20 protein-coding genes and 1 pseudogene are annotated in these 22,197 nt (G+C 74.6%); 4 read left to right on the top strand and 17 right to left on the bottom strand.

Annotated features, from left to right (window positions below; translation table 11 throughout):
• A pseudogene (locus IDM29_RS04840) lies at positions 1 to 271 on the top strand (DUF4439 domain-containing protein); the annotation flags it as partial.
• Positions 272 to 290: 19 nt separating this feature from the next.
• On the opposite strand, the gene IDM29_RS04835 reads toward IDM29_RS04840, so the two are convergent.
• Positions 291 to 2,102 (bottom strand): proline--tRNA ligase, encoded by a 1,812-nt coding sequence (locus IDM29_RS04835; RefSeq protein WP_182113582.1) that lies wholly within the window; start codon positions 2,100 to 2,102, stop codon positions 291 to 293.
• Positions 2,103 to 2,165: 63 nt separating this feature from the next.
• On the opposite strand from IDM29_RS04835, the gene IDM29_RS04830 reads away from it, so the two are divergent.
• A complete protein-coding gene (locus IDM29_RS04830; RefSeq protein ID WP_182113581.1) occupies positions 2,166 to 3,029 on the top strand; it encodes an Fpg/Nei family DNA glycosylase in 864 nt (287 codons plus the stop codon).
• Between the two features lie 178 nt (positions 3,030 to 3,207).
• Here IDM29_RS04830 and IDM29_RS04825 read toward each other — a convergent pair whose 3' ends face one another.
• From IDM29_RS04825 to IDM29_RS04810, 4 genes are all read right to left on the bottom strand, one after another.
• On the bottom strand, positions 3,208 to 4,143 hold the full coding sequence (locus IDM29_RS04825; protein WP_182113580.1) for a type IV toxin-antitoxin system AbiEi family antitoxin domain-containing protein: 936 nt from the start codon (positions 4,141 to 4,143) through the stop codon (positions 3,208 to 3,210).
• Between the two features lie 214 nt (positions 4,144 to 4,357).
• Positions 4,358 to 5,227, bottom strand: coding sequence for a GNAT family N-acetyltransferase (locus IDM29_RS04820; protein ID WP_182113579.1), 870 nt, complete (start codon positions 5,225 to 5,227; stop codon positions 4,358 to 4,360).
• A 49-nt stretch (positions 5,228 to 5,276) separates the two neighbouring features.
• The gene (gene ispG, locus IDM29_RS04815) at positions 5,277 to 6,407 is read right to left on the bottom strand and encodes a flavodoxin-dependent (E)-4-hydroxy-3-methylbut-2-enyl-diphosphate synthase (protein ID WP_182114094.1); all 1,131 of its coding nucleotides are present in this window, start codon (positions 6,405 to 6,407) and stop codon (positions 5,277 to 5,279) included.
• Between the two features lie 74 nt (positions 6,408 to 6,481).
• A complete protein-coding gene (locus IDM29_RS04810) occupies positions 6,482 to 7,786 on the bottom strand; it encodes an RIP metalloprotease (protein WP_182113578.1) in 1,305 nt (434 codons plus the stop codon).
• 82 nt (positions 7,787 to 7,868) lie between these two features.
• Between IDM29_RS04810 and gabT the strand changes: the two genes are divergently transcribed.
• Positions 7,869 to 9,251, top strand: coding sequence for a 4-aminobutyrate--2-oxoglutarate transaminase (gene gabT, locus IDM29_RS04805; RefSeq protein ID WP_182113577.1), 1,383 nt, complete (start codon positions 7,869 to 7,871; stop codon positions 9,249 to 9,251).
• A gap of 3 nt (positions 9,252 to 9,254) precedes the next feature.
• Here the strand turns inward: gabT and IDM29_RS04800 are convergent, their stop codons facing one another.
• The 4 genes from IDM29_RS04800 to IDM29_RS04785 all read right to left on the bottom strand — a co-directional run bounded on the left by IDM29_RS04800 (position 9,255) and on the right by IDM29_RS04785 (position 13,897).
• On the bottom strand, positions 9,255 to 10,409 hold the full coding sequence (locus IDM29_RS04800) for a diguanylate cyclase (RefSeq protein ID WP_188037256.1): 1,155 nt from the start codon (positions 10,407 to 10,409) through the stop codon (positions 9,255 to 9,257).
• Between the two features lie 84 nt (positions 10,410 to 10,493).
• Positions 10,494 to 11,939, bottom strand: a complete 1,446-nt coding sequence (locus IDM29_RS04795; RefSeq protein WP_370525840.1) for a gamma-aminobutyraldehyde dehydrogenase — start codon at positions 11,937 to 11,939, stop codon at positions 10,494 to 10,496.
• 75 nt (positions 11,940 to 12,014) lie between these two features.
• A complete protein-coding gene (locus IDM29_RS04790) occupies positions 12,015 to 12,674 on the bottom strand; it encodes a response regulator transcription factor (protein ID WP_182113575.1) in 660 nt (219 codons plus the stop codon).
• Positions 12,662 to 13,897: a sensor histidine kinase gene (locus IDM29_RS04785; RefSeq protein WP_182113574.1), complete on the bottom strand. Its 1,236-nt coding sequence runs from the start codon at positions 13,895 to 13,897 to the stop codon at positions 12,662 to 12,664. The genes IDM29_RS04790 and IDM29_RS04785 overlap by 13 nt, the downstream gene beginning before the upstream one ends.
• Positions 13,898 to 14,064: 167 nt before the next feature.
• Between IDM29_RS04785 and IDM29_RS04780 the strand changes: the two genes are divergently transcribed.
• A complete protein-coding gene (locus IDM29_RS04780) occupies positions 14,065 to 14,298 on the top strand; it encodes a hypothetical protein (RefSeq protein WP_182114357.1) in 234 nt (77 codons plus the stop codon).
• Positions 14,299 to 14,333: 35 nt separating this feature from the next.
• On the opposite strand, the gene dxr is transcribed toward IDM29_RS04780, so the two are convergent.
• The 8 genes from dxr to rpsB all read right to left on the bottom strand — a co-directional run bounded on the left by dxr (position 14,334) and on the right by rpsB (position 21,652).
• Complete coding sequence (gene dxr / locus IDM29_RS04775) at positions 14,334 to 15,512, bottom strand: 1-deoxy-D-xylulose-5-phosphate reductoisomerase (RefSeq protein ID WP_182114092.1); 1,179 nt, start codon at positions 15,510 to 15,512, stop codon at positions 14,334 to 14,336.
• Positions 15,513 to 15,570: 58 nt separating this feature from the next.
• A complete protein-coding gene (locus IDM29_RS04770; protein WP_182113573.1) occupies positions 15,571 to 16,125 on the bottom strand; it encodes a DivIVA domain-containing protein in 555 nt (184 codons plus the stop codon).
• Positions 16,122 to 17,213 carry a 23S rRNA (adenine(2503)-C(2))-methyltransferase RlmN gene (rlmN, locus tag IDM29_RS04765; RefSeq protein WP_182114091.1) on the bottom strand — a complete coding sequence of 364 codons (1,092 nt, stop codon included), beginning with the start codon at positions 17,211 to 17,213 and terminating at the stop codon, positions 16,122 to 16,124. The genes IDM29_RS04770 and rlmN overlap by 4 nt, the downstream gene beginning before the upstream one ends.
• 66 nt (positions 17,214 to 17,279) lie before the next feature.
• Positions 17,280 to 18,155, bottom strand: coding sequence for a phosphatidate cytidylyltransferase (locus IDM29_RS04760; protein ID WP_182113572.1), 876 nt, complete (start codon positions 18,153 to 18,155; stop codon positions 17,280 to 17,282).
• A complete protein-coding gene (frr, locus tag IDM29_RS04755; RefSeq protein WP_182113571.1) occupies positions 18,155 to 18,712 on the bottom strand; it encodes a ribosome recycling factor in 558 nt (185 codons plus the stop codon). Before frr ends, IDM29_RS04760 begins: the two co-directional genes overlap by 1 nt.
• A 79-nt stretch (positions 18,713 to 18,791) precedes the next feature.
• Positions 18,792 to 19,553: a UMP kinase gene (gene pyrH / locus IDM29_RS04750; RefSeq protein WP_255491813.1), complete on the bottom strand. Its 762-nt coding sequence runs from the start codon at positions 19,551 to 19,553 to the stop codon at positions 18,792 to 18,794.
• Between the two features lie 164 nt (positions 19,554 to 19,717).
• Entirely contained in the window at positions 19,718 to 20,557 is an 840-nt protein-coding gene (gene tsf, locus IDM29_RS04745) for a translation elongation factor Ts (RefSeq protein WP_182113570.1), read from the bottom strand.
• 60 nt (positions 20,558 to 20,617) lie between these two features.
• Positions 20,618 to 21,652, bottom strand: a complete 1,035-nt coding sequence (gene rpsB / locus IDM29_RS04740) for a 30S ribosomal protein S2 (RefSeq protein WP_182113569.1) — start codon at positions 21,650 to 21,652, stop codon at positions 20,618 to 20,620.
• Between the last annotated feature and the right edge of the window lie 545 nt (positions 21,653 to 22,197).

Here is a 22,197-nt window from a genome sequence, read left to right as displayed (position 1 = left end):
GGGCGTCGCCGCGACGGACAGCGACCCCCGGCGCGTCGCCTACGGCCTGCCGCCCGCGCTGCTCGACGCCGCGAGCGACCCCGCCGCCGTCGACGCCGAGCTGGCGGGCCTCCAGGAGCGCCTCACGGCGTCGTACGCGTCGCTGGTCGCCCAGGCCGCCCCCCAGGCGCGGACCGTGCTCGTGGACGCCCTGCTCGCCGCGGCGCGCGCGACCACGGCGCTCACCGGCGTGGTGCCCGCCTTCCCCGGCCTGCCGGAGCAGCTCGCCTGAGGCGGGCGACGCCGGCCGGTCAGCGCTCGAGCAGCCCGGCGACCAGGTCCGCGACGTAGGCGGCGACGTCCCCGACGGGCACCTGCTGCGCCTGCGGCCGCTCCCCCGCCGCGAGCCCGGCATCGGCCCCGCGGCGCAGGCGAACCTCGACGTTGCCCTCCGCGAGCCCGCGACCGACCACGACGAGCACCGGCAGGCCGAGCAGCTCGGCGTCGGCGAACTTCACGCCGGGCGAGACCTTGGGCCGGTCGTCGTAGAGCACCTCGACGCCCCGGCCGTGCAGGTCCGCGGCGAGCTCCTCGCACGCGGCGAAGACCGCCGCGTCCTTGCCGGTCGCGACGAGGTGCACGTGGGCCGGTGCGACGGTCGCCGGCCACGCGAGGCCGGCGTCGTCGTGGTTCGTCTCGGCGAGCGCCGCCACGGCCCGCGAGACGCCGACCCCGTAGGAGCCCATCGTCACGGTGACGGCCTTGCCGTTCTCGTTGAGCACCTTGAGGCCGAGCGCGTCCGCGTACTTGCGGCCGAGCGCGAAGATGTGGCCCATCTCGATCCCGCGCGCGAGCTCGAGCGGGCCCGAGCCGTCGGGGGCTGGGTCGCCGGCGCGCACCTCGGCGGCCTCGACGACGCCGTCGGCCGTGAAGTCGCGGCCCGCGACCAGGTCGAAGACGTGCCGCCCGGGCGCGTCGGCGCCCGTGATCCACCGGGTCCCCTCGACCACACGCGGGTCGAGCAGGTAGCGGATCGCGTCCTCGCGGCCCGTGTTGGCCCGGCCGAGCACGCCGGGGCCGATGTAGCCCTTGACCAGCTCGGGGTGCCGGGCGAAGTCCGCCTCGGTCGCCGTCGCCACCTCGGCCGGCGAGACGGCGGCCTCAAGGCGCTTGAGGTCGACCTCGCGGTCTCCCGGCAGCCCGATGACGACCACCTCGCGCTCGCCGTCGGGCTGCTCGAGCACGACGACGACGTTCTTGAGCGTGTCGGCGGCCGTCCACGGGCGGTCGGGCCGCGGGAAGCGCTCGTTCGCGACGTCGACGAGCGTCGCGATGGTGGGCGTGTCGGGCGTGTCCTCCACGTGCGCCGCGGGGGCGTCGTCGTACGGCACAGCGTCGGGGACGGGCGTCGTGACCGCCTCGACGTTCGCCGCGTAGCCCCCGGGCGAGCGCACGAAGGTGTCCTCCCCGATCGGCGTCGGCATGAGGAACTCCTCCGACCGCGACCCGCCCATCGCACCGGACATCGCGGCCACGACGGCCACGTCCATCCCGAGCCGCGCGAAGATCCGCAGGTAGGCCTCGCGGTGGCGGTGGTAGGAGGCCTCCAGCCCGGCGTCGTCGACGTCGAACGAGTACGCGTCCTTCATGACGAACTCGCGGCCCCGGAGCAGGCCGGCGCGCGGCCGGGCCTCGTCGCGGTACTTGGTCTGGATCTGGTAGAGCGCGAGCGGCAGGTCCTTGTAGGAGGAGTACAGGTCCTTGACGAGGAGGGTGAAGACCTCCTCGTGGGTGGGCGCGAGCATGTAGTCCGCGTCCTTGCGGTCCTTGAGGCGGAAGACGTTCGGCCCGTACTCGGTCCAGCGACCCGTCGCCTCGTACGGCTCCCGCGGCAGGAGCGCCGGGAAGTGCACCTCCTGGGCGCCGATCGCGTCCATCTCCTCGCGCACGACCTGCTCGACCTTGCGCAGGACCCGCAGACCCAGCGGGAGCCAGGTGTAGATCCCGGGGGCGGCGCGGCGGATGTAGCCCGCCCGGACCAGCAGCCGGTGGCTGGGGACCTCGGCGTCGGCCGGGTCCTCCCGGAGGGTGCGCACGAACAGGGTCGACATCCGCAGGAGCATGCGGTCAGCCTAGTGGCGGGCGCTGCGGTTCCCGTCGGGCTCCCGAGCGGGCACCATGGGCTGGTGCCCGAGCTGCCCGAGATCGAGGCCCTGGCCCGGTTCCTCACGTCGCGCGCCGGTGGTCGCACCGTCGCGGGCGTCGAGGTGGGCGCCATCAGCGCGCTGAAGACCTTCTCCTCGGCGCCGTCGGAGCTGGTGGGCCGGGAGGTCGCCGGGGTGGGCCGGCACGGCAAGTGGCTGGACCTGGCGACCGTCGACGGCCCGCACCTGCTGTGGCACCTCTCGCGCGCGGGCTGGGTCCGCTGGTACGACGAGGTGCCGCGCACGGTGCTCCGGCCCGGGAAGTCGCCGATCGCGCTCCGGGTGCGTCTCGACGACGGCGCGGGCTTCGACCTCACCGAGGCCGGGACCCGCAAGCGCCTCGCCGTCCACGTCGTCGCCGACCCCGAGCAGGTGGAGATGGTCGCGACCCTCGGCGTGGAGCCGACGTCGGACGAGTTCACGCCCGAGCGGCTGGGCGAGCTGCTCAGCGCGCGCAACCAGCAGCTCAAGGGCCTGCTGCGCGACCAGCGCCAGATCGCCGGCATCGGCAACGCGTACTCCGACGAGATCCTGCACGCCGCGCAGATGAGCCCCTTCGCGCTGAGCCGCTCGCTGGACGCCGAGGACGTCGCGCTGCTGCACCGCACGATCCGGGAGGTGCTCGCGGGCGCGCTGGACGCCGCGAGCGGGCGCCCCGCCGCGGAGCTCAAGGACGCCAAGCGGCGCGGCATGCAGGTGCACGGCCGGACCGGCGAGACCTGCCCCGTGTGCGGCGACACCGTCCGCGAGGTCTCGTTCGCGGACTCCTCCCTCCAGTACTGCCCCACGTGCCAGACGGGCGGCAAGCCCTTGGCCGACCGCCGCATGAGCCGCCTCCTCCGCTGACCCCCGCCCCGGCGCAGCCCGGCCGGACCACCGGCCGACCCCGCCCGCCGGCCCTCACCGCCTCCCCGCCCCGCCCGTCCCGCCGCCCCGCCCGTCCCGATGTTCGGACGCGCACAAGTGACCAGCTGGCCGCGTACGGAACGCCTCCAGGTGTCCGGATGTACGCAACGGGCTGGGCTCACGCGCCCAACGACCGCCGGAGCCGGGTGATCCAGTGCTCGGGCGCGCGCAGGTCCGCCGTCGTCCAGCGCACGACGGCGTATCCCCGCGACCGGAGGCGGTCCTCCCGGACCTTCTCGTCCCACAGGACCTCCTCGGGCGGACGGCCGGACGGGTTGGTGCGGCCGTACTTCACCCGGCCGTCGAACTCCCCGACCACTGCCGCTCCGGACCACAGGAAGTCCACGACGCCGATGAGGCCGCGCTCGTCGTGGAGCGCGACCTGGCGCTCCGCGCGGGGCATGCCGTAGGTGTCCAGGACGACCGCACTCCACGACTCCCCCGGGCTGGCCGACCCGGCCGATGCGAGGTCCGCGCAGCGCCGGGCGTGGTGGACGCCGAGGAGCCCGCTCATGCTCGCCAGCACGCGACCGAGCTCGCCGTGGGTCGTCATGCCGGCGCGCAACGCCGCGTCCGCCGCGACGACGCCGGCCACGACGCCGTCCAGGCGCGCCGCGTCCAGGGCCGCGCGGGCAGGTCCGGCCACGAGCCCGGTCGGCAGCCGGACCAGCTGGTCCGCCGGCGGGGGTGCCACCGTGCGCGTCACCGAACGGGCCGACGCACCGCCGCGCGGGTCGTGGACGACGGGGACGTGCCGCGGTCGTCCGAAGACGGGCAGCCCCAGCGCCGCGACGGCCGCGACACCGGTGAGCACGCGGTCCGGGTGCCGCTGACGCACGGCGACGGTCGTCGCGAGGAAGTCGGCCCCAGGACCGTCGTCGGCGGCCGGCAGGCGGTAGGTGTCGCGGTACAGCCTCACGACACGTCCCGCCCGGACGGCCGACGTGATGTCGCGCGCCGTGAGGCCGGCGGCGAGCAGGTGCGAGCGCCGCAGGACGCCGTCATGGGTCGCGGCGATGCTGTGCAGCTCCGCCGGCAGGAGGGTGTCGGTCATGAGCCCAGGCTCGGCGAGGGACGCGGCCGCCCGCCGCACGGACCCGCGGGCCGGTGGACGCGCCCCGCGCATGCCGCCTGTGGACGGCGCCCGCGCGCATCCGCGCACCTGGAGGCGATCCGTACGTGGCCACACGCACCGATGTGCGCATCCGAACATCCGCGCGTGCGGGGCAGGTGGGCGCGGTGGCGCGGAGGGGGCGGGAGGGTGCGGGCTAGAAGAGGACCGTGGCGTAGGTGCCGACCTGGCGGAAGCCCACGCGCTCGTAGGTGGCCAGTGCGGGGGCGTTGTAGTCGTTCACGTACAGGGAGACGAGCGGCGCGACGGTGCTCAGCGTCTGCTGCACGACGGCGGCCATGCCGTGCGCCGCGAGGCCCTGGCGGCGGCGGTCGGGGGGTACCCAGACGCCCTGCACCTGCGCGACGCCCGAGCTCACGGCCCCGAGCTCGGCCTTGAAGGCCACCTCCGGGCCGCGGGGGCCCTCGTCGAGGCGGACGAAGGACCGGCCCTCCTCGAGCAGCCCGCGCACGCGCGCCTCGTAGGCGCCGGGGCTGCCCAGCAGGGGCGAGTAGCCGACCTCCTCGACGAACATCTGCACGCACGCGGGCAGGAGCAGCGGCAGCTCGTGCGGGCTGCCGCGGCGCACGCGGGGGTCCGGCGCCACGAGCGGCGGGTGGTCGATCACCATGGACGGCTGCGCGGCGCGGACGTCGCGCGCCGGTCCCCAGGAGCGCTCGAGCCGTTCCCAGAGCCCGAGCACGGCGCCCGCCGGCCCGACGATCGACGAGCACCGGCGCCCCTGGCGCAGCGCCGTCGCGGCGAAGGCGTCGAGGGCCTGGTCGTCGGCGGGGTCGCAGACCGGGACGACGTTGGCGCCGGCCCAGCACAGCGCGACGAGCCGCCCGCCGCGCTCGACGCCCCACAGGGCCGAGCCGCCGCGCACGCTCCCGGCGGCGAGCGCGAGCTCGATCCGCGAGGCCGCGAGCACCGTCGCCACCGGGTCGAGCGCGCACAGCGCTGCGGCCGCGCGCAGGTCGACGTCGGTGACCACGGCGGGCCTCACGTCGGCGCGGCCTCGGACCATGCGGCGATTGTGCACCATGGCGCCCCGGCCGGCGCCGGAGCGCAGCCGCTCAGGACACCGAGACGACGGGGGCGCCACCCTCGGACGGCTCCATCGACTCGGCGATGCGCATCGCCTCCTCGATCAGCGTCTCGACGATCATCGCCTCGGGGACGGTCTTGACGACCTCGCCCTTGACGAAGATCTGCCCCTTGCCGTTGCCGGACGCCACCCCCAGGTCGGCCTCGCGGGCCTCGCCCGGACCGTTGACGACGCAGCCCATGACGGCGACGCGCAGCGGCACCTCGAGGCCCTCGAGCCCGGCCGTGACGCGCTCGGCGAGGGTGTAGACGTCGACCTGGGCCCGCCCGCAGGACGGGCAGGAGACGATCTCGAGCTTGCGCGGCCGCAGGTTCAGGGCCTGGAGGATCTGGATCCCGACCTTGACCTCCTCGACCGGCGGCGCGGACAGGGAGACCCGGATCGTGTCCCCGATGCCCTTGCTCAGCAGCGCGCCGAACGCGGTCGCCGACTTGATGGTGCCCTGGAACGCCGGACCCGCCTCGGTCACCCCGAGGTGCAGCGGCCAGTCGCCGCGCTCGGACAGCAGCTCGTAGGCACGCACCATGACGACGGGGTCGTTGTGCTTGACCGAGATCTTGAACTCGTGGAAGTCGTGCTCCTCGAAGAGGGACGCCTCCCACACGGCGGACTCGACCAGCGCCTCGGGCGTCGCCTTGCCGTACTTCTCGAGCAGGCGCTTGTCGAGCGAGCCGGCGTTCACGCCGATCCGGATCGATGTCCCCGCGTCCTTGGCGGCCTGGGCGATGGCGCCGACCTGGTCGTCGAACTTGCGGATGTTGCCCGGGTTGACCCGGACGGCCGCGCAGCCGGCGTCGATCGCCGCGAACACGTACTTCGGCTGGAAGTGGATGTCGGCGATGACGGGGATCTGCGACTTCCTCGCGATGATCGGCAGCGCCGCCGCGTCGTCCTCGGTGGGGCACGCGACCCGCACGATGTCGCAGCCGGACGCCGTGAGCTCCGCGATCTGCTGGAGGGTGGCGTTGATGTCGGACGTGCGCGTCGTCGTCATCGACTGCACGGACACGGGCGCGTCGCCGCCGACCGCGAGCGTGCCGACCTTGATCTTGCGGGTCGGGCGACGCGGGGCCAGGACGGGCGGCGGCGCCTCAGGCATGCCGAGGCTGATAGGGATGCTCACCGTCCCAGTATCCCCCCGCGCGGGGGTCGTCGGCCTCCGCGGCGCACGCGTCAGCCGAGCGTGACCGGCACCACGAGGTCGGCGTAGACCAGGAGCACGCCCATGACGGCGAGCAGCGCGAAGACGCCGTACGCGACGGGCATCATCCGGGCGACGTCGGCCGGCGCCGGGCGGGGCAGCCCGCGCAGGCGGGCGACCTGCCGCTTGCCGCCCTCCCACAGGGCGCCCGCGACGTGCCCGCCGTCGAGCGGCAGCAGCGGGATGAGGTTGAACACGAACAGCGCCATGTTGAGCGAGCCGACGATCGACAGCAGCGTCGAGACCTGCCACAGCGGGTCGGCGTCCGCGGCCGTCACCTCGCCCGCGAGGCGACCGACGCCCACCGGGCCGACGATCGACGTCTGGTCCCGCTCCTGCACGCCGGTCACGGCGAGCACCACGTCCCACACCCGCGCGGGCAGGGTCAGCACCACCTCGGCCGTGCCGGTGAACACCTCGCCGATCCGTGCCGGCACCGCGCTGAGCGGCTCGCGCACGAGGTCGACGGTCGGGCTCAGCCCCACGTAGCGGACCTCGTGCGTCACGACGTCGCCGGCCTCGTCGGTCACCACCTCGCCCGTGACCTCGTCGACGACCGGCCGCTCGGCCAGCACGGGGGTCAGCTCGAGCGTCGTCTCGCGCCCGTCGCGCTCGACGACGAGCGGCACGGGCGAGCCGTCGGTCCCGCGCACCGCGTCCTGGAAGTCCTGCCACGACGCGAGGGGCTGCCCGTCGAGGGAGACGAGGACGTCGCCCTCCTCGAGGCCGGCCTGGGCCGCGGGGACGGCCGGGTCCCCCGGCGCGCACTCCTCCTGATCGATCGGTCGCACGCAGTCGCCGACGACGCCCACGGTCGTGGTCAGGCCGGGGAGGCCGATGCCGGCGTACGCGACGGTCAGGACGACGGCCGCGATGAGGAAGTTCATCACCGGTCCGCCGAGCATGACCACGAGCTTCTTGGGCGTGCTCAGCCGGTAGAAGGCCCGGTGCTCCTCGCCCGGCAGCACCTCCTCGGCGCTCTGCTCGCGCACCGCGGTGACGAGCTCGCCGATGCGGCCGGGGCGGGGCTTGGCACCCACGACGTCGGCCGGGGGGAACATGCCGACGAGCCGGACGTACCCACCGAGCGGGATCGCCTTGAGCCCGTACTCGGTCTCGCCGCGGCGCCGGGACCACAGGGTCGGGCCGAAGCCGACCATGTAGGTGGGCACGCGGACGCCGAAGCGCTTGGCGGGCACCAGGTGCCCGACCTCGTGCAGCGCGATCGAGACCAGGAGCCCGACGAGCAGCACGACCAGACCGATCACGTACTCCATGAGCCGCCTTCCGTGGGTTCGGACACCATCATGCCCCGCGCGGGGACCGTCGCCGCACGCCCCACGGCCCTAGCATCGCCGCATGGGACCCGCCGCCGCGCCCGACACCGCCTGGCCCGATCTGTCCGCCCTGCACCCGCCGGACCTGCCGCAGGTGCGCCGCCTGGTGACTGAGGTGCCCGGGCCGCGGTCGCGCGAGCTCACGCGCCGGCGCGCCGCGGCCGTCGCGGCCGGCGTGAGCAGCGCCCTGCCGGTCTACGTCGACCGCGCCGGCGGCGGTGTCGTGGTGGACGTCGACGGCAACACGTTCGTGGACCTCGCCTCGGGCATCGCCGTGACGTCCGTCGGCAACGCGTCGCCCGGCGTGGTGAGCGCCGTCGCGCGGCAGGCCGCGGACTTCACCCACACGTGCTTCATGGTCGCGCCCTACGAGGAGTACGTCGCCGTGTGCGAGGCGCTCGCCCGCCTCACGCCGGGTGACCACGCCAAGCGGACCGTCCTGGTGAGCTCGGGCGCCGAGGCGGTCGAGAACGCGGTCAAGGTCGCCCGCCGGGCCACCGGGCGCGACGCCGTCGTCGTGCTCGACCACGCCTACCACGGGCGCACGAACCTCACGATGGCCATGACGTCCAAGGCGATGCCCTACAAGACGGGCTTCGGCCCGTTCGCCGGCGAGGTGTACCGGGTACCCGCCTCCTACCCCCTCCGCGAGCCGGTGCCGGTCACGGGCGAGGAGGCGGCCGCCCGCGCCGTGGCGGTCCTGGAGAAGCAGGTCGGCGCCGACCAGGTGGCCTGCGTCGTCGTCGAGCCCGTCCTGGGCGAGGGCGGGTTCGTCGTGCCGGCGCCGGGCTTCCTGCCCGCCCTCGCGCGCTGGTGCCGCGAGCACGGGGTGCTGCTCGTCGCCGACGAGGTCCAGACCGGGTTCGCGCGGACCGGCGCGATGTTCGCGTGCGAGCACGAGGGCGTCGTGCCGGACCTCGTCGCGATGGCCAAGGGCATCGCGGGCGGCCTGCCGCTCGGGGCCGTGACCGGCCGCGCCGAGCTCATGGACGCCGTCCACGCCGGCGGTCTCGGCGGCACGTACGGCGGCAACCCGATCGCGTGCGCCGCGGCGCTCGCGACGATCGAGGCCTACGAGGCGGCGGACCTGCCCGCCGCGGCCCGGCGGATCGGCGAGCTCGTGACCGAGCGCCTGCGCGCGGTCGCGTCCCGGGCGCCGCAGGTCGCCGAGGTGCGGGGCCGCGGCGCGATGCTGGCCGTCGAGCTCGTCCGGCCCGGGACGCTGGAGCCCGACCCGGCCGAGGCGGCGCGCGTCGCGGCGGCCTGCGCCGCCGACGGCGTCCTGGTCCTGACCTGCGGCACGTACGGCAACGTGGTCCGGCTCCTGCCCCCGCTCGTCATCGACCGCGCGCTGCTCGCGGACGCGCTCGACGTCCTCGAGCGGGTGCTGGTCGGCGAGCACTGACGCTCAGGCCATCGCCCCGCCGACGACGCGGTCCCGGCCGCCGGCCTTCGCGTCGTACATGAGCTCGTCGGCCCGGGCGAGCGCGACGGAGGCGCTCTCCCCCGGCCGCAGCATCGAGACGCCGAAGCTGGCGGTCACGGGCACGCCGAGGTCCGCGCCGACCTCGCGCGGCAACGACTGGCGCAGCCTCTCGGCGAGGTCGAGGGCGTCGGCGTGGGTGGCCCCCGGCGCGACGACGACGAACTCCTCGCCGCCCAGGCGCCCGACGACGGCGTCGCGCCCGGCCACGCCGCTCGCCAGGCTCGCGACCCGGCGCAGGACGTCGTCGCCCACCGCGTGGCCGTGGTCGTCGTTGATGGACTTGAACCTGTCGAGGTCGAAGTAGACGAGCGCGACGGGGTACCCGGGGCCGACGCGCGAGGACCGGAAGGACAGCTCCTCCACGAGCCGACGACGGTTCGCGACGCCGGTGAGCGCGTCGAGGTAGGCCATGTCCCGCATCTCGCTGACCTCGGCGCGCGCCTGCTGCGCCGCGACGAGGGCGAGCGCGAGCCGGGTCTTGGCCTGGGACAGCACCAGGAGCAGCACGGCGATCACGGCCAGGTAGATGCAGTAGCGCAGCACGTGCGGGACCAGGCGGGCACCGTCGTCGGCCGCGAGCGCACCGGCGGACCCCGCGGCGAACACGGCCAGCACGACCGCCCCGGCATGCACCGCGCCCTGGCGGGCCGAGAAGAACAGGTAGCCCACGATCAGGAAGATGACCATGCTGAGGAAGAACAGCGGGAAGAGCGCCGCCCAGGCGGCGTCGAGGTCCGACGCGCGGGCGAGGCCCGCGGCCATGGTCGTGATCCAGGCCAGCTCGAAGAGCACGAGCGTGATGCGCGAGAACGGGACCGCCATCGCGGGGCGGCGCACCAGGACCCAGGCGTACACGAGCAGGTAGGCGATGACCGGCGGGTAGCCGTAGCGGACCACGGGGTCCGGCTCCGGCGCGGTGAGCGCGACGACCACCATCGTCGGGATCCCGATCGCGATCGCGATCGCGATGACGTAGCGGCTCTGCTGCTGCAGGTTCCCGCGCACCACCGCACCGAGGTCGGGGGCGTGCTCCGCCCCGGCACTCGCCCGGGGGGAGGTCATCGGGTGCCGCGGCATCGCGCCAGAACGTCCTCGGCCACGTCGCGACCGTAACCCCGGCCCGCGGCCGGGTCGACCGCCCCGGTGGGTGAATTCCCCAGGTCAGGCCTCGAACGCGCTCATCACGTGCTTGATCCGCGTGTAGTCCTCGAAGCCGTACACCGACAGGTCCTTGCCGTAGCCCGAGTGCTTGAACCCGCCGTGCGGCATCTCGGCCACGAACGGGATGTGGGTGTTGATCCACACGCAGCCGAAGTCGAGCGCACGCGACATGCGCAGGGCGGTCGCGTGGTCCTTGGTCCAGACCGAGCTCGCCAGGCCGTACCGCACGCCGTTCGCCAGGGCGAGCGCCTCGGACTCGTCGCGGAACGTCTGCACCGTGATGACCGGACCGAAGATCTCGTCCTGGACCGCCTCGTCGTCCTGGCGCAGGCCGTCGACGACCGTCGCCTCGTGGAACCAGCCGACGTCGCCCTGGCGCCGCCCGCCGGCGACCACCTCGGCGTGGTCGGGCAGCCGCTCGAGGAAGCCCCTGACGCGGGCGAGCTGCACCGAGTTGTTCACGGGTCCGAAGGCGACGTCCTCGTCCGGGCGCCCCGTGCGCGTCCCGCGCGCCTGCTCGGCGAGCGCGGCGACGAAGTCGGCGTGCACCGACTCGTGCACGAGCACCCGGGTCGCGGCCGTGCAGTCCTGCCCGGCGTTGTAGAAGCCGGCGCTCGCGATGCCGGCCGCCGCCGCGGCGACGTCGGCGTCGCCGAAGACGACCACGGGCGCCTTGCCCCCGAGCTCGAGGTGGACCCGCTTGAGGTCGCGCGCCGCGGCGCCCGCCACCTCGGTGCCGGCACGCACCGAGCCGGTGATCGAGACCATCGCGGGGATGTCGTGCTCCACGAGCGCGCGGCCCGTGTCACGGTCGCCGCACACGACGTTCAGGACGCCCGGCGGCAGGAACTCCGCCGCGACCTCGGCCAGGAGCAGGGTGCTCACCGGCGTGGTGTCGGACGGCTTGAGCACGACGGTGTTCCCCGCGGCGAGCGCCGGGGCGACCTTCCACACGGCCATCATCAGGGGGTAGTTCCACGGCGTGACCTGCCCGACGACGCCGATCGGCTCGCGCCGGACCCAGGACGTGTGGCCCGCGAGGTACTCCCCAGCGCTGACGCCGTCGAGCATCCGCGCGGCCCCCGCGAAGAACCGGAGCTGGTCCACGCAGGGCGGCACCTCGTCGGTGACCGTCAGGGCGAGGGGTTTGCCGGTGTTGCGCGACTCCGCGCGCACGAAGTCGTCCGCGCGCCGCTCCACCGCGTCCGCGACCCGCAGCAGGGCGAGCTGCCGCTCGGCCGGCGTGGCGTCCCGCCAGCCCTCGAACGCCACCGCCGCGGCGCGGAGGGCGGCGTCGACGTCGGCCGCGTCCGAGACGGGCGCCGTGGCATAGACCTCCTCGGTCACCGGGTCCACGACGTCGCTCGTGCGCCCGCCCAGCGCTGGGACGTGCTGTCCGCCGACGAAGTTCTGGAGCCGGGTCACGGTCACGGTCGGTGTGCTCACGTCAGCCTCCGCAGGGGTGTGGGTCGAGCTCCTCGGCACCGTAGCGCCCTGCCCCGGCCGGTGGGGCTCCGGCACTCACACGCGGCGCTGCGCGTCCTCGAGGTAGCGCAGGACCGCGGTGACCCGGCGGTCCGCCTCGTCGTCGGGCGGCAGGTCGAGCTTCGCGAAGATGCTGCGGATGTGCTTGTGCACGGCTCCCTCCGTGACGAAGAGCCGCGCCGCGATGGCGCTGTTGCCCAGCCCCTCGGCCATCACCGCGAGCACCTCGCGCTCCCGGGTGCTGAGGCGGTCCAGCCGCGGGTCCGACCGCGTCCGCGTCAGGAGCTGGGCGACGACCTCGGGGTCGATCGCCGTGCCCCCGCCGGCCACGCGGTGCAGCGCGGCGAGGAACTCCTCGACGCGGCCGACGCGCTCCTTGAGCAGGTAGCCGAGGCCCGCGCCGCCGTGGACCAGCAGGTCCGTGGCGAAGGCCTGCTCGACGTACGCCGACAGGACGAGCACCGCGAGGCCCGGGCGGCGGCGGCGCGCCTCGACCGCGGCGCGGATCCCCTCGTCCGTGTGCGTCGGGGGCATGCGGACGTCGACGATGGCGACGTCGGGCTCGTGCTCCGCCACGGCCGCGAGGAGCTCCTGCGCGTCGGCCGCCGTCGCGACGACGTCGACCCCCTCCGCGCGCAGCAGGAGCGCCAGTCCCTCGCGCAGCAGCGCGTCGTCCTCACCGATCACGATCCGCACGGCAGGGTCACCTCCAGGGTGGTCGGCCCGCCGGGCGGGCTGGTCAGCGTGAGCACGCCGTCGTGCGCCTCAGCGCGGCGCCGGATGCCGGCGACGCCGGAGCCCGCGCCCTCGTCGGCGCCGCCGACGCCGTCGTCGCGCACCCGCACCCGGAGCCGGTCGCCGGCGAGGCCGACGTCGACGGTCACGGCGCGCGCCGCGCTGTGCTTGGCGACGTTCGTCAGCGCCTCCGCGACCGCGAAGTACGCCGTCGCCTCGACCGAGGCCGCGCACCGCACCGGCAGGTCGACCTCCAGGGCGCACGGGACGGCGCTGGACGAGGCGAGCCCGGTGAGGGCGTCCGCGAGGCTCCTGTCGGTCAGCACGGGCGGCAGGATGCTCCGGGCGACGCCCCGCAGGTCCGCGAGCGCGTCCTCCGCGGCGCCCTGGGCGCGCTCGAGGATCGCGACGGCGTCGGCGGGGTCGCGCTCGAGGGCTCGGCGGGCCGCCCCGAGGAGCACCGTGACGGCGACCAGCCGGTTCTGGGTCCCGTCGTGCAGGGAACGCTCGATCCGGCGCAGCTCGGCGACGTGCGCGTCCAGCGCGGCCGCACGGGTGGCCGTGAGCTGCACGACGCGCAGCGCGAGGTCGGCGCCCGGTCCCGCGGGCAGCAGGCGCCGGCCGGGCCACGCCTGGATCCGCGCGAGCACGGGCAGCAGCACGAACGCGGCGACCACCCACGCCAGGCCCATGAGTGCCACGAGGAGAGCGTCACCGTCGTCGTGCACCCGGAGGTAGGTCATGGTCCCGTTCGCCGCCTCGGCCTCGACGGCGCGCCACCACAGCGGGAACGTGACGTCCCGCACCGCGCTGAACGGGATGGTGATGCCCACGAGCCCCAGTCCCAGGCCGACCGTCGCGTGCAGCGCCACCCACGCGATCTCGCGCCGCACGTCCCGGTCGGCGAGCGCGGCGCGCAGCCCTGCGGGCACCGCTCCCGGACCGACGAGGGCGTCACCCGTGAGCGACAGCCGCGCACGCTCGCGGTCGGCCACGGCGCGCACGCCGCGCAGCGCGCTCGGGGCGAGCACCACACCGACACCCACCAGGCACAGCACGGCGGTGGCCGCGAGCCAGAGGAGCGCCAGGAACGCGAGCACGCCGGTCGCGAGCCCGCCGACGAGGTCTTCCAGCGCGTCCAGGGTCCGGGCGACCCGGCCGCGCGAGCGGGCGTGCTGGTCCATGGCCACCTCCTCCGAGCGCCGACCCTAGGCCACACGCGGCGCCGCGGAGCGGCGGCGGGCAGAAGGTGCAGCCTGCTGCACCACGGTCCGGGCGCGGGCTGGATCGTAGCGCCGCCCCGCCCCACCTAGCGTGGTCGGTACCAGCCAGACGACCTCAGGAGAACCCCGTGAACGACCTCGACACCCTCACCACAGCCCAGCACGGCACCGCTCCCCTGGCCGCCGCGCCGCGACGCGACGGCGTGCTGCGTCCCGTGCTGTGGCTGACGCTCCTGGCGCTCGCCGTGGCGAACGTGACCACCTCGGTCGCCGGCCTCGTCGCGGTGAGCGTCCCGCTCGGCCTCGGCGTGCTGGCCTGCGTCGCGGCGCTCGTCGTGCACCACCGCCGGACGCGCTCGTGAGCGCCGGGCGGGCGCGGGCCTGAGACCCGCCCGCCTCAGCGCCGGGCGAGCAGCTCGTGGGTGCGGGCGCGCGCCCAGCGCTCGGCGTCGAGGACGTCCGCGAGGGTCGGCTCCGCCCGCCCGTCGTGCTCGCCGACGACGCGCGCGACGGTGTCGACGATGTCGAGGAACCCGATGCGCCCGGCCAGGAACGCCTCGACGCACTCCTCGTTGGCGGCGTTGAGCACCGCGGGGTGCGTCGGGGACGCGGCGACCGCGTCGCGCGCGAGGCGCAGCGCCGGGAACACCTCGTCGTCGAGCGGCTCGAAGGTCCACGCCGTGGGCGCCGACCAGTCGCACGGCGGCGTCACGGGGTCCAGCCGGTCCGGCCAGGACAGCCCCAGCGCGATCGGCAGCCGCATGTCCGGCGGGGAGGCCTGGGCGATCGTCGAGCCGTCGACGAACTCGACCATCGAGTGGACCACCGACTGCGGGTGCACCACGACCGTGATGTCGTCCACCGGCACGTCGAAGAGCAGGTGGGCCTCGATGAGCTCGAGGCCCTTGTTCATCAGCGTCGCCGAGTTGATCGTCACGACGGGGCCCATGCTCCAGGTCGGGTGGGCGAGCGCCTCCTGCGGCGAGACGGGCTTGAGCTCGTCGCGGCTGCGACCGCGGAACGGCCCGCCCGACGCCGTCAGGACGAGCCGGCGCACCTCCGCCCGGCTGCCCGAGCGCAGGCACTGGGCGATCGCGGAGTGCTCGGAGTCCACCGGGACCACCTGGTCGGGCCGCCGCTGCGCGGCCCGGACGAGCGCGCCGCCGACGACGAGCGACTCCTTGTTGGCGAGCGCGAGCGTGCTGCCCGCCTCGAGCGCCGCGAGCGTCGGCCCGAGGCCGACGGAGCCCGTGATCCCGTTGAGCACGACGTCGGCACCGCGGCCCGCGAGGGTCGTCGCCGCGTCGGGTCCGGTGAGCAGCTCGAGGCCGACGGCGGGGACGCCGCGCTCGGCGGCCAGCCGGGTGACCTCCTCGAGCACGCGGAACCCCGCCCCCGGGTCGGCGACGGCCACGGCGGTCACGCCGAGGGTCAGCACCTGGTCGGCGAGCGCCCGGGGGTCGCTGCCGCCCGCACTGAGCCCGACCACCTGGAACCGGTCCGGGTGGCGTCGCACGACGTCGACCGCCTGCGTCCCGATGGATCCGGTCGAGCCGAGCAGTGTCACGGTGCGCATCACGCGCCCAGTCTCCCAGGCCGGGGCCGGCGGGCGGCGCGCCTGCGCGGCGCGCGCGTCACTCGACGCCGAGGAGCACCTCGACCGCGCGCTCGACGAAGGCGTCGACCGGCCCCTCCGCGTAGGCCTTGGCACCCCGCGCCGGGCGGAACGTGGCCGTGCGGAGCTCCTCGGACGTCAGGCTCTGGCCGTGGTCGAAGTAGTCCACCAGGCGGCGGCACAGCTCGTCGACGTCCTCGGGCCGGTAGCCCTGCACGCCGCGCGCCGCCGGCGCGAACCGCTCCCCGTCGGGCCGCGAGAGTCGCCCGTAGAGGGTGCGGGCCTGGGCGGCGAGGTGCTCCATCCACGCCTGCTGGCCGTGGGCGGCGACGAACTCCTGGCGCTGGCGCACCGCGAAGGCCCGCTCCAGGCGGTCCAGGGCCGCGTCCACCGAGGAGGTCACGTACCCGCCGCGGACGAGGTCGAAGGCCGCGCGCCGCACGTCGGCTCCCGACATCGGCTCCTTGGGGTCGCCGTCGTACGCGCTGCGGGCGCGCGTGAAGAACTCGTCGACCTGGTGCGGCTCGTACCCCGAGCGCAGCCTCCCGGCGGTCCGGAACATGGCCCTCGTCATGAGACCTCCTCGGCGGCGAGCTGACCGCACGCCCCGTCGATGTCGCTACCGCGTGTGTCCCGCACCGTCGTGGGGATGCCGTGCCGGCGCAGACGCGCCACGAACTCCGCCTCGACGTCGCGCTCGCTGGCCGTCCAGATCGAGCCCGGCGTCGGGTTGAGCGGGATGGGGTTGACGTGCACCCAGCCCTTGCCGCGGGCCGTGAGCTTCTCCCCCAGCAGGTCGGCGCGCCAGGCGTGGTCGTTCATGTCCTTGATCAGGGCGTACTCGATGCTCACCCGCCGGCCGGTCGCGTCGAAGTACCGGCGCGCGGCGTCGAGCGCCTCGTCGACCGTCCAGCGCGTGTTGATGGGCACCAGCTCGCTGCGCAGCGCGTCGTCCGGGGCGTGGAGCGACAGGGCGAGCGTGACCGGGATGCCCTCCTTGGCGAGCTTGTCGATCGCCGGCACGAGCCCGACGGTCGAGACGGTCACGTTGCGCGCCGAGAGCCCGAAGCCGTCCGGGGCGGGCGCGACGAACCGCCGCACCGCGTCCACCACGACGCGGTAGTTCGCCAGGGGCTCCCCCATGCCCATGAACACCAGGTTCGTCAGGCGCCCGGGGCCGCCGGCGATCTCGCCGCGGCTCAGCGCCCGGGCGGCGAGCCGGACCTGCTCGACGATCTCCGCCGTCGAGAGGTTGCGGGTCAGGCCCTGCTGCCCGGTCGCGCAGAACGGGCACGCCATGCCGCACCCCGCCTGGCTCGAGACGCACAGCGTGGAGCGCCCGGGGTAGCGCATGAGGACGGACTCGACCTTGACGTCGTCGTACAGGCGCCACAGCGTCTTGACCGTCGTGCCGCCGTCCGCCTCGAGGGTGCGGATGGGCCGCAGCAGGGTCGGGAACAGGCGCTCGACGAGCTCCTGGCGGCCCGCCTGCGGCAGGTCCGTCATGTCCGCGGGGTCGCTCGTCAGGTGCGTGTAGTAGTGCGTCGCGAGCTGCTTGGCCCGGAACGGCTTCTCGCCGAGCGCGGCGACGGCAGGCCCACGCTGCTCGGGTGCGAGGTCGGCGAAGTGCTGCGGCGGCTTGCCGCGGCGCGGCGCGGCCATCGTCAGGGTCAGGGGCGGGCGTCCGTCGGAGCCCGGTCGTACCTCGGTCATGTCACCAGCAGTCTGTCAGGCCGCGACGCCGCCGGCAGGCAACGCCACGAGGAGGAGGAGGTACACGAGCGGCGCCGTGAGCAGCATGGAGTCCAGGCGGTCCAGGACGCCGCCGTGGCCGGGCAGCAGCCGACCCATGTCCTTGAGCGCCAGGTCGCGCTTGATGAGCGACTCGGCCAGGTCGCCGAGCGTCGCGGTCAGCACCGCCGCCACGCCCAGGACGATGCCGAAGGCCGGCGACGCGTCGAGGAACAGGTGCATCCCCGCGGCGCCGACGCCGCTCGCGAGCAGGAGCGACCCGGCCAGCCCTTCCCACGACTTCTTCGGGCTGACCGAGGGCGCCAGGGGGTGCCGGCCCGCCAGGACGCCCGCGATGTAGCCGCCGGTGTCGTTGGCCACGGCGAGGAGCACGAAGAGCGCGACCCGGCCGGCGCCGTCCGGCTCCGCGAGCATCAGCATGACGAAGCCGGCCATGAAGGGGATGTACGCGGCGGCGAACGCCCCCGCCGACGCATCCCGCAGCGCCGCGGGCCCCGACCCGTCGAGCACGCGCCAGACGACGACGCCGCCGACCGTGAGCATGAACGAGACCAGCAGCGCCTCGGCGCCCGCCGTGTAGGACGAGACGAGGATGCCCGCGAGGCCGACGAGCAGCGGCAGGAGCGGCAGGTGGATGCCGCGCCGCAGGAAGGCGTGCGCGAGCTCCCACAGCGCCAGGCCGCAGGCGACGGCCGCGAGGAGGATGAAGCCCTCCTTGCGGAAGAGCAGAGACCCCGCGACCGCCGCCAGCAGCGCCAGCCCCACGCCGACGGCGAGGGGCAGGTCGCGTCCGGCGCGCGGTGTGCTCGTCACAGCGCGCGGGTGCGCCTCGAGACCGGCTGACTCACCCATCAGACCTCGAGCAGCTCGCTCTCCTTGGCCGCGAGGATCTGGTCGATGAGGTCCGTGTGGCGCTTCGTGAGCGCCTCGAGCTCCTTCTCCGCCCGCTGCACCTCGTCCTCGCCCGCCTCGCCGTCCTTGACGATGCGGTCCAGCTCCTCCTTGGCGCGACGACGGATGTTGCGCACCGAGACGCGCGCGTCCTCCGCCTTGGTCTTGGCGAGCTTGACGTAGTCGCGGCGCCGCTCCTGCGTCAGCTGCGGCAGGACGATCCGGATCATCTTGCCGTCGTTGCTCGGGTTCACGCCCAGGTCCGAGTCGCGCAGCGCACGCTCGATGTTGCCCAGCGAGGACTGGTCGAACGGGGAGACGATGATCGTGCGTGCCTCGGGCGTCGTGAACGACGCGAGCTGCTGCAGCGGCGTCGGCGCACCGTAGTAGTCGACGACGATCTTCGTGAACATCGCGGCGTTCGCACGGCCGGTGCGGATGGTCGCGAAATCCTCCTTCGCGACCTCGATCGCCTTGTCCATCTTCTCCTCGGCCTCGAGGAGGGTGTCGTCGATCACTGGTGCTCCTTCGTCCTGTCGGTCTTCGGGTCGTGCGGTGGGCCGGTGCCGCGCGGGCTCGGGCGCGTCGGAAGGACGCTCAGCCCGCGGTGAGCAGCGTCCCGATCCTCTCACCCCTCAGCGCACGGGTGACGTTGCCCGCCTCACCCATGCCGAACACGCGCATGTGCACGTCGTTGTCACGGCACAGGCTCAGCGCGGTGGCGTCCATGACCTCGAGGCCCTCGACCAGCGCCTGGGTGTAGGTCAGCTCCTCGAGCCGCACCGCCGCCGGGTCGGTGCGCGGGTCCGCCGAGTAGACGCCGTCGACGCCGTTCTTGCCCATGAGCACCTCCTGGCAGTGCGTCTCGAGCGCGCGCTGCACGGCGACCGTGTCGGTCGAGAAGTACGGCATGCCGGCGCCCGCGCCGAAGATCACGACGCGGCCCTTCTCGAGGTGCCGGATCGCACGCAGCGGGATGTACGGCTCGGCGACCTGCCCCATGGCGATGGCGGTCTGCACGCGCGTGCTGACCCCGGCCTGCTCCAGGAAGTCCTGCAGGGCCAGGCAGTTGAGGACCGTGCCGAGCATGCCCATGTAGTCGGCGCGGGCCCGGTCGAGGCCGCTCTGCGACAGCTCGGCGCCGCGGAAGAAGTTGCCTCCCCCGACGACGATCGCGACCTGGACGCCGGAGCGGACCGCCTCGGCGATCTCCACGGCCACCCGGCGCACGACGTCCGGCGCGAGGCCGATCGTGCCGCCGCCGAAGGTCTCGCCCGAGAGCTTGAGGAGCACGCGCCGCGCGGGCTGGTCTGCCACGTGGTCGTCGGGGACGACCACGGTCACGGGAGCGGGGGTCACGTTCACAGGTCCTCCAACGTCGCGTCCCGGCCCGGCACAGGGGTGTCGGGGTCGTGCCACCGCGAAGCCCCGGCGCAGCGGGACCCGGCGGGTCGTACGGGTGTGCCCACGCGGCCCGCGCCACCGAGCAGGGCTCGGACGGCGGGCCGCGTGGGCACCGTGGGTCAGGCTCCGACGCGGAAGCGGGCGAAGCCCGTGGCCGTGCCACCGGCCTCGGTCAGCACCTGGCCCACCGACTTCTTGTTCTCCTTGGCGTACGCCTGGTCGAGCAGCACGTTCTCCTTGAAGAAGCCGTTGAGGCGACCCTCGACGATCTTGCCGAGCGCGGCCTCCGGCTTGCCCTCGTTGCGCGCCGTCTCCTCGGAGATGCGGCGCTCGGCCTCGACCGTCTCGGCCGGGACCTCGTCGCGCGTGAGGTACGTCGGCGAGAACGCCGCGATGTGCATCGCGATGTCGCGCGCGACGGGCGCGCCCGCCTCGTCCGTGCCGAGCAGGACGCCGACCTGGGCCGGGAGGTCCTTGTTGACCTTGTGCAGGTACACGCTGACCACCGGCGCGGTGACCCGCGCGATGCGGCGCAGGACGACCTTCTCGCCCAGCGTCGCGGCCGTCTCGTCGATGGTCTCGGAGACCGTGCGGCCGTCGATCGTCGACGCGAGGACCGCGGCGACGTCGTCGGTGCCCGCGGCCACCGCGGCGGCGAGGACCTTCTGGGCGAGCGCGAGGAAGGTGTCGTTCTTCGCGACGAAGTCCGTCTCGGAGTTGAGCTCGATGAGCACACCCGTCTGGCCCTGCGGACCGTCGACGACCTCGGCGGCGACGAGGCCGTCGGACGCGGCCCGGCCCTCGCGCTTGCTCACGCCCTTGAGGCCCTTGACGCGGATGATCTCGAGCGCCTTCTCGGCGTCACCGTCGGCCTCGTCGAGCGCCTTCTTGACGTCGAGCATGCCGGCGCCGGTGCGCTCGCGCAGGGCCTTGATGTCAGCGGCGGTGTAGTTCGCCATGGAGTAGTCCTCTTGTCTGTCGGCGGTGTCCCGGGCGCCTCGCGGCGCCCGGGACGGTGGTCACTTGGCGCTGTCGTCCGCGGCGAGGTCGGCGGCGAGCTCGGAGACACCCTCGACCTCGGCCGCGGGGGCCGCGTCCTGGCCGGTGGGCGCACCCTGCTCCGTGGTGCCGATCGCCTCGACCGGGCTCTCCACCTCGGCCGCGGCGGCCTCGGCCGTCGCCGGCAGGTCGTCGGACACGACGGCGCTGCTCGGCTCGTGGTGGTCCCCGCGCTCGGCGACCTTGGGTTCCGTCTGCACCTCGGCACCGGCGTCGCCGGCACCGGCGAGGAGCTCGCGCTCCCACTCGGCGAGCGGCTCGGCCTCGACGGCCGGCGCACCCTCGGTGGCGCCCGTCCGGCTCGAGTGGCGGGCGATGAGGCCCTCCGCCGCGGCGTCCGCGATGACCCGCGTCAGCAGCGTGACGGCGCGGATCGCGTCGTCGTTGCCCGGGATCTGGTAGTCGACGACGTCCGGGTCGCAGTTCGTGTCGAGGATCGCGACGACCGGGATGCCGAGCTTGCGCGCCTCGTCGACGGCGAGGTGCTCCTTGTTCGTGTCGACGATCCACACGGCGGAGGGGACCTTCGCCATGTCGCGGATGCCGCCGAGCGTCTTCGAGAGCTTGTCGCGCTCGCGACGCATGATCAGGAGCTCCTTCTTGGTGAAGGCGCTGCCCGCGACGTCGTCGAAGTCGATCTCCTCGAGCTCCTTGAGGCGCTGGAGCCGCTTGTTGACCGTCTGGAAGTTGGTGAGCATGCCACCGAGCCAGCGCTGGTTCACGTACGGCATGCCGACGCGCGCGGCCTGCTCGGCGACGGGCTCCTGCGCCTGCTTCTTGGTGCCGACGAAGAGGATCGTCCCGCCGTGGGCGACCGTCTCCTTGACGAACTCGTAGGCGCGGTCGATGTAACCCAGCGACTGCTGGAGGTCGACGATGTAGATGCCGTTGCGCTCGGTGAGGATGAACCGCTTCATCTTCGGGTTCCAGCGGCGGGTCTGGTGCCCGAAGTGGACACCGCTCTCGAGCATCTGGCGCATGGTCACGACGGCCATGGCACGTCCTTCCGGCGCGACCCGTCGGGGTCGCGCGAATGCAGGCGGGCCGCGCGCACACGGCGCGGTCCGCAATCCGGTTGTCGGCGCCGGCCGGGTGACCGGACGCCCCTGGCGCCACGCGGTACCGACACCGGGCTGCCCACCGGCGTGCCGGCGTGAGCTGGCACTGGTGCTGGACGAGCAGATCCGGACCGTCGTCGGCACACGCACCCCCGGCCGGACAGGTCCGATGGGGGCTGGTGGCGCGCGATGTCACCCGGCGGACCGGGTGCGACGACCATCGTACCCGACCACGGACGGGCCGCCGCGACCGGTGCCTGGTCTCGCCGTCCGCCGGATCCCCAGGCCGGCCACCCGCGCCCGGTCCACAGGCCCGAGGGTCCCGCCCCCACGGCGGCGCGCGTCCACGGCACCGTCGCGGGCATGACGACGCCGCCGCGACGCCCCGGACCGATGCCCGACCCGCTCCCGCTCCCGCACCCCACCGGTACGCGGGTCCGCGCCCGGCCGGCGCGCCGCTCCGCCGCTGCTCGGCGTCCGCT

This window comes from Actinotalea sp. JY-7885, from assembly GCF_014525465.1.
Lineage (GTDB): Bacteria > Actinomycetota > Actinomycetes > Actinomycetales > Cellulomonadaceae > Actinotalea.
Note: the sequence above shows the minus strand (reverse complement) of the source record. Positions and strands in the feature narration are given on the sequence as shown.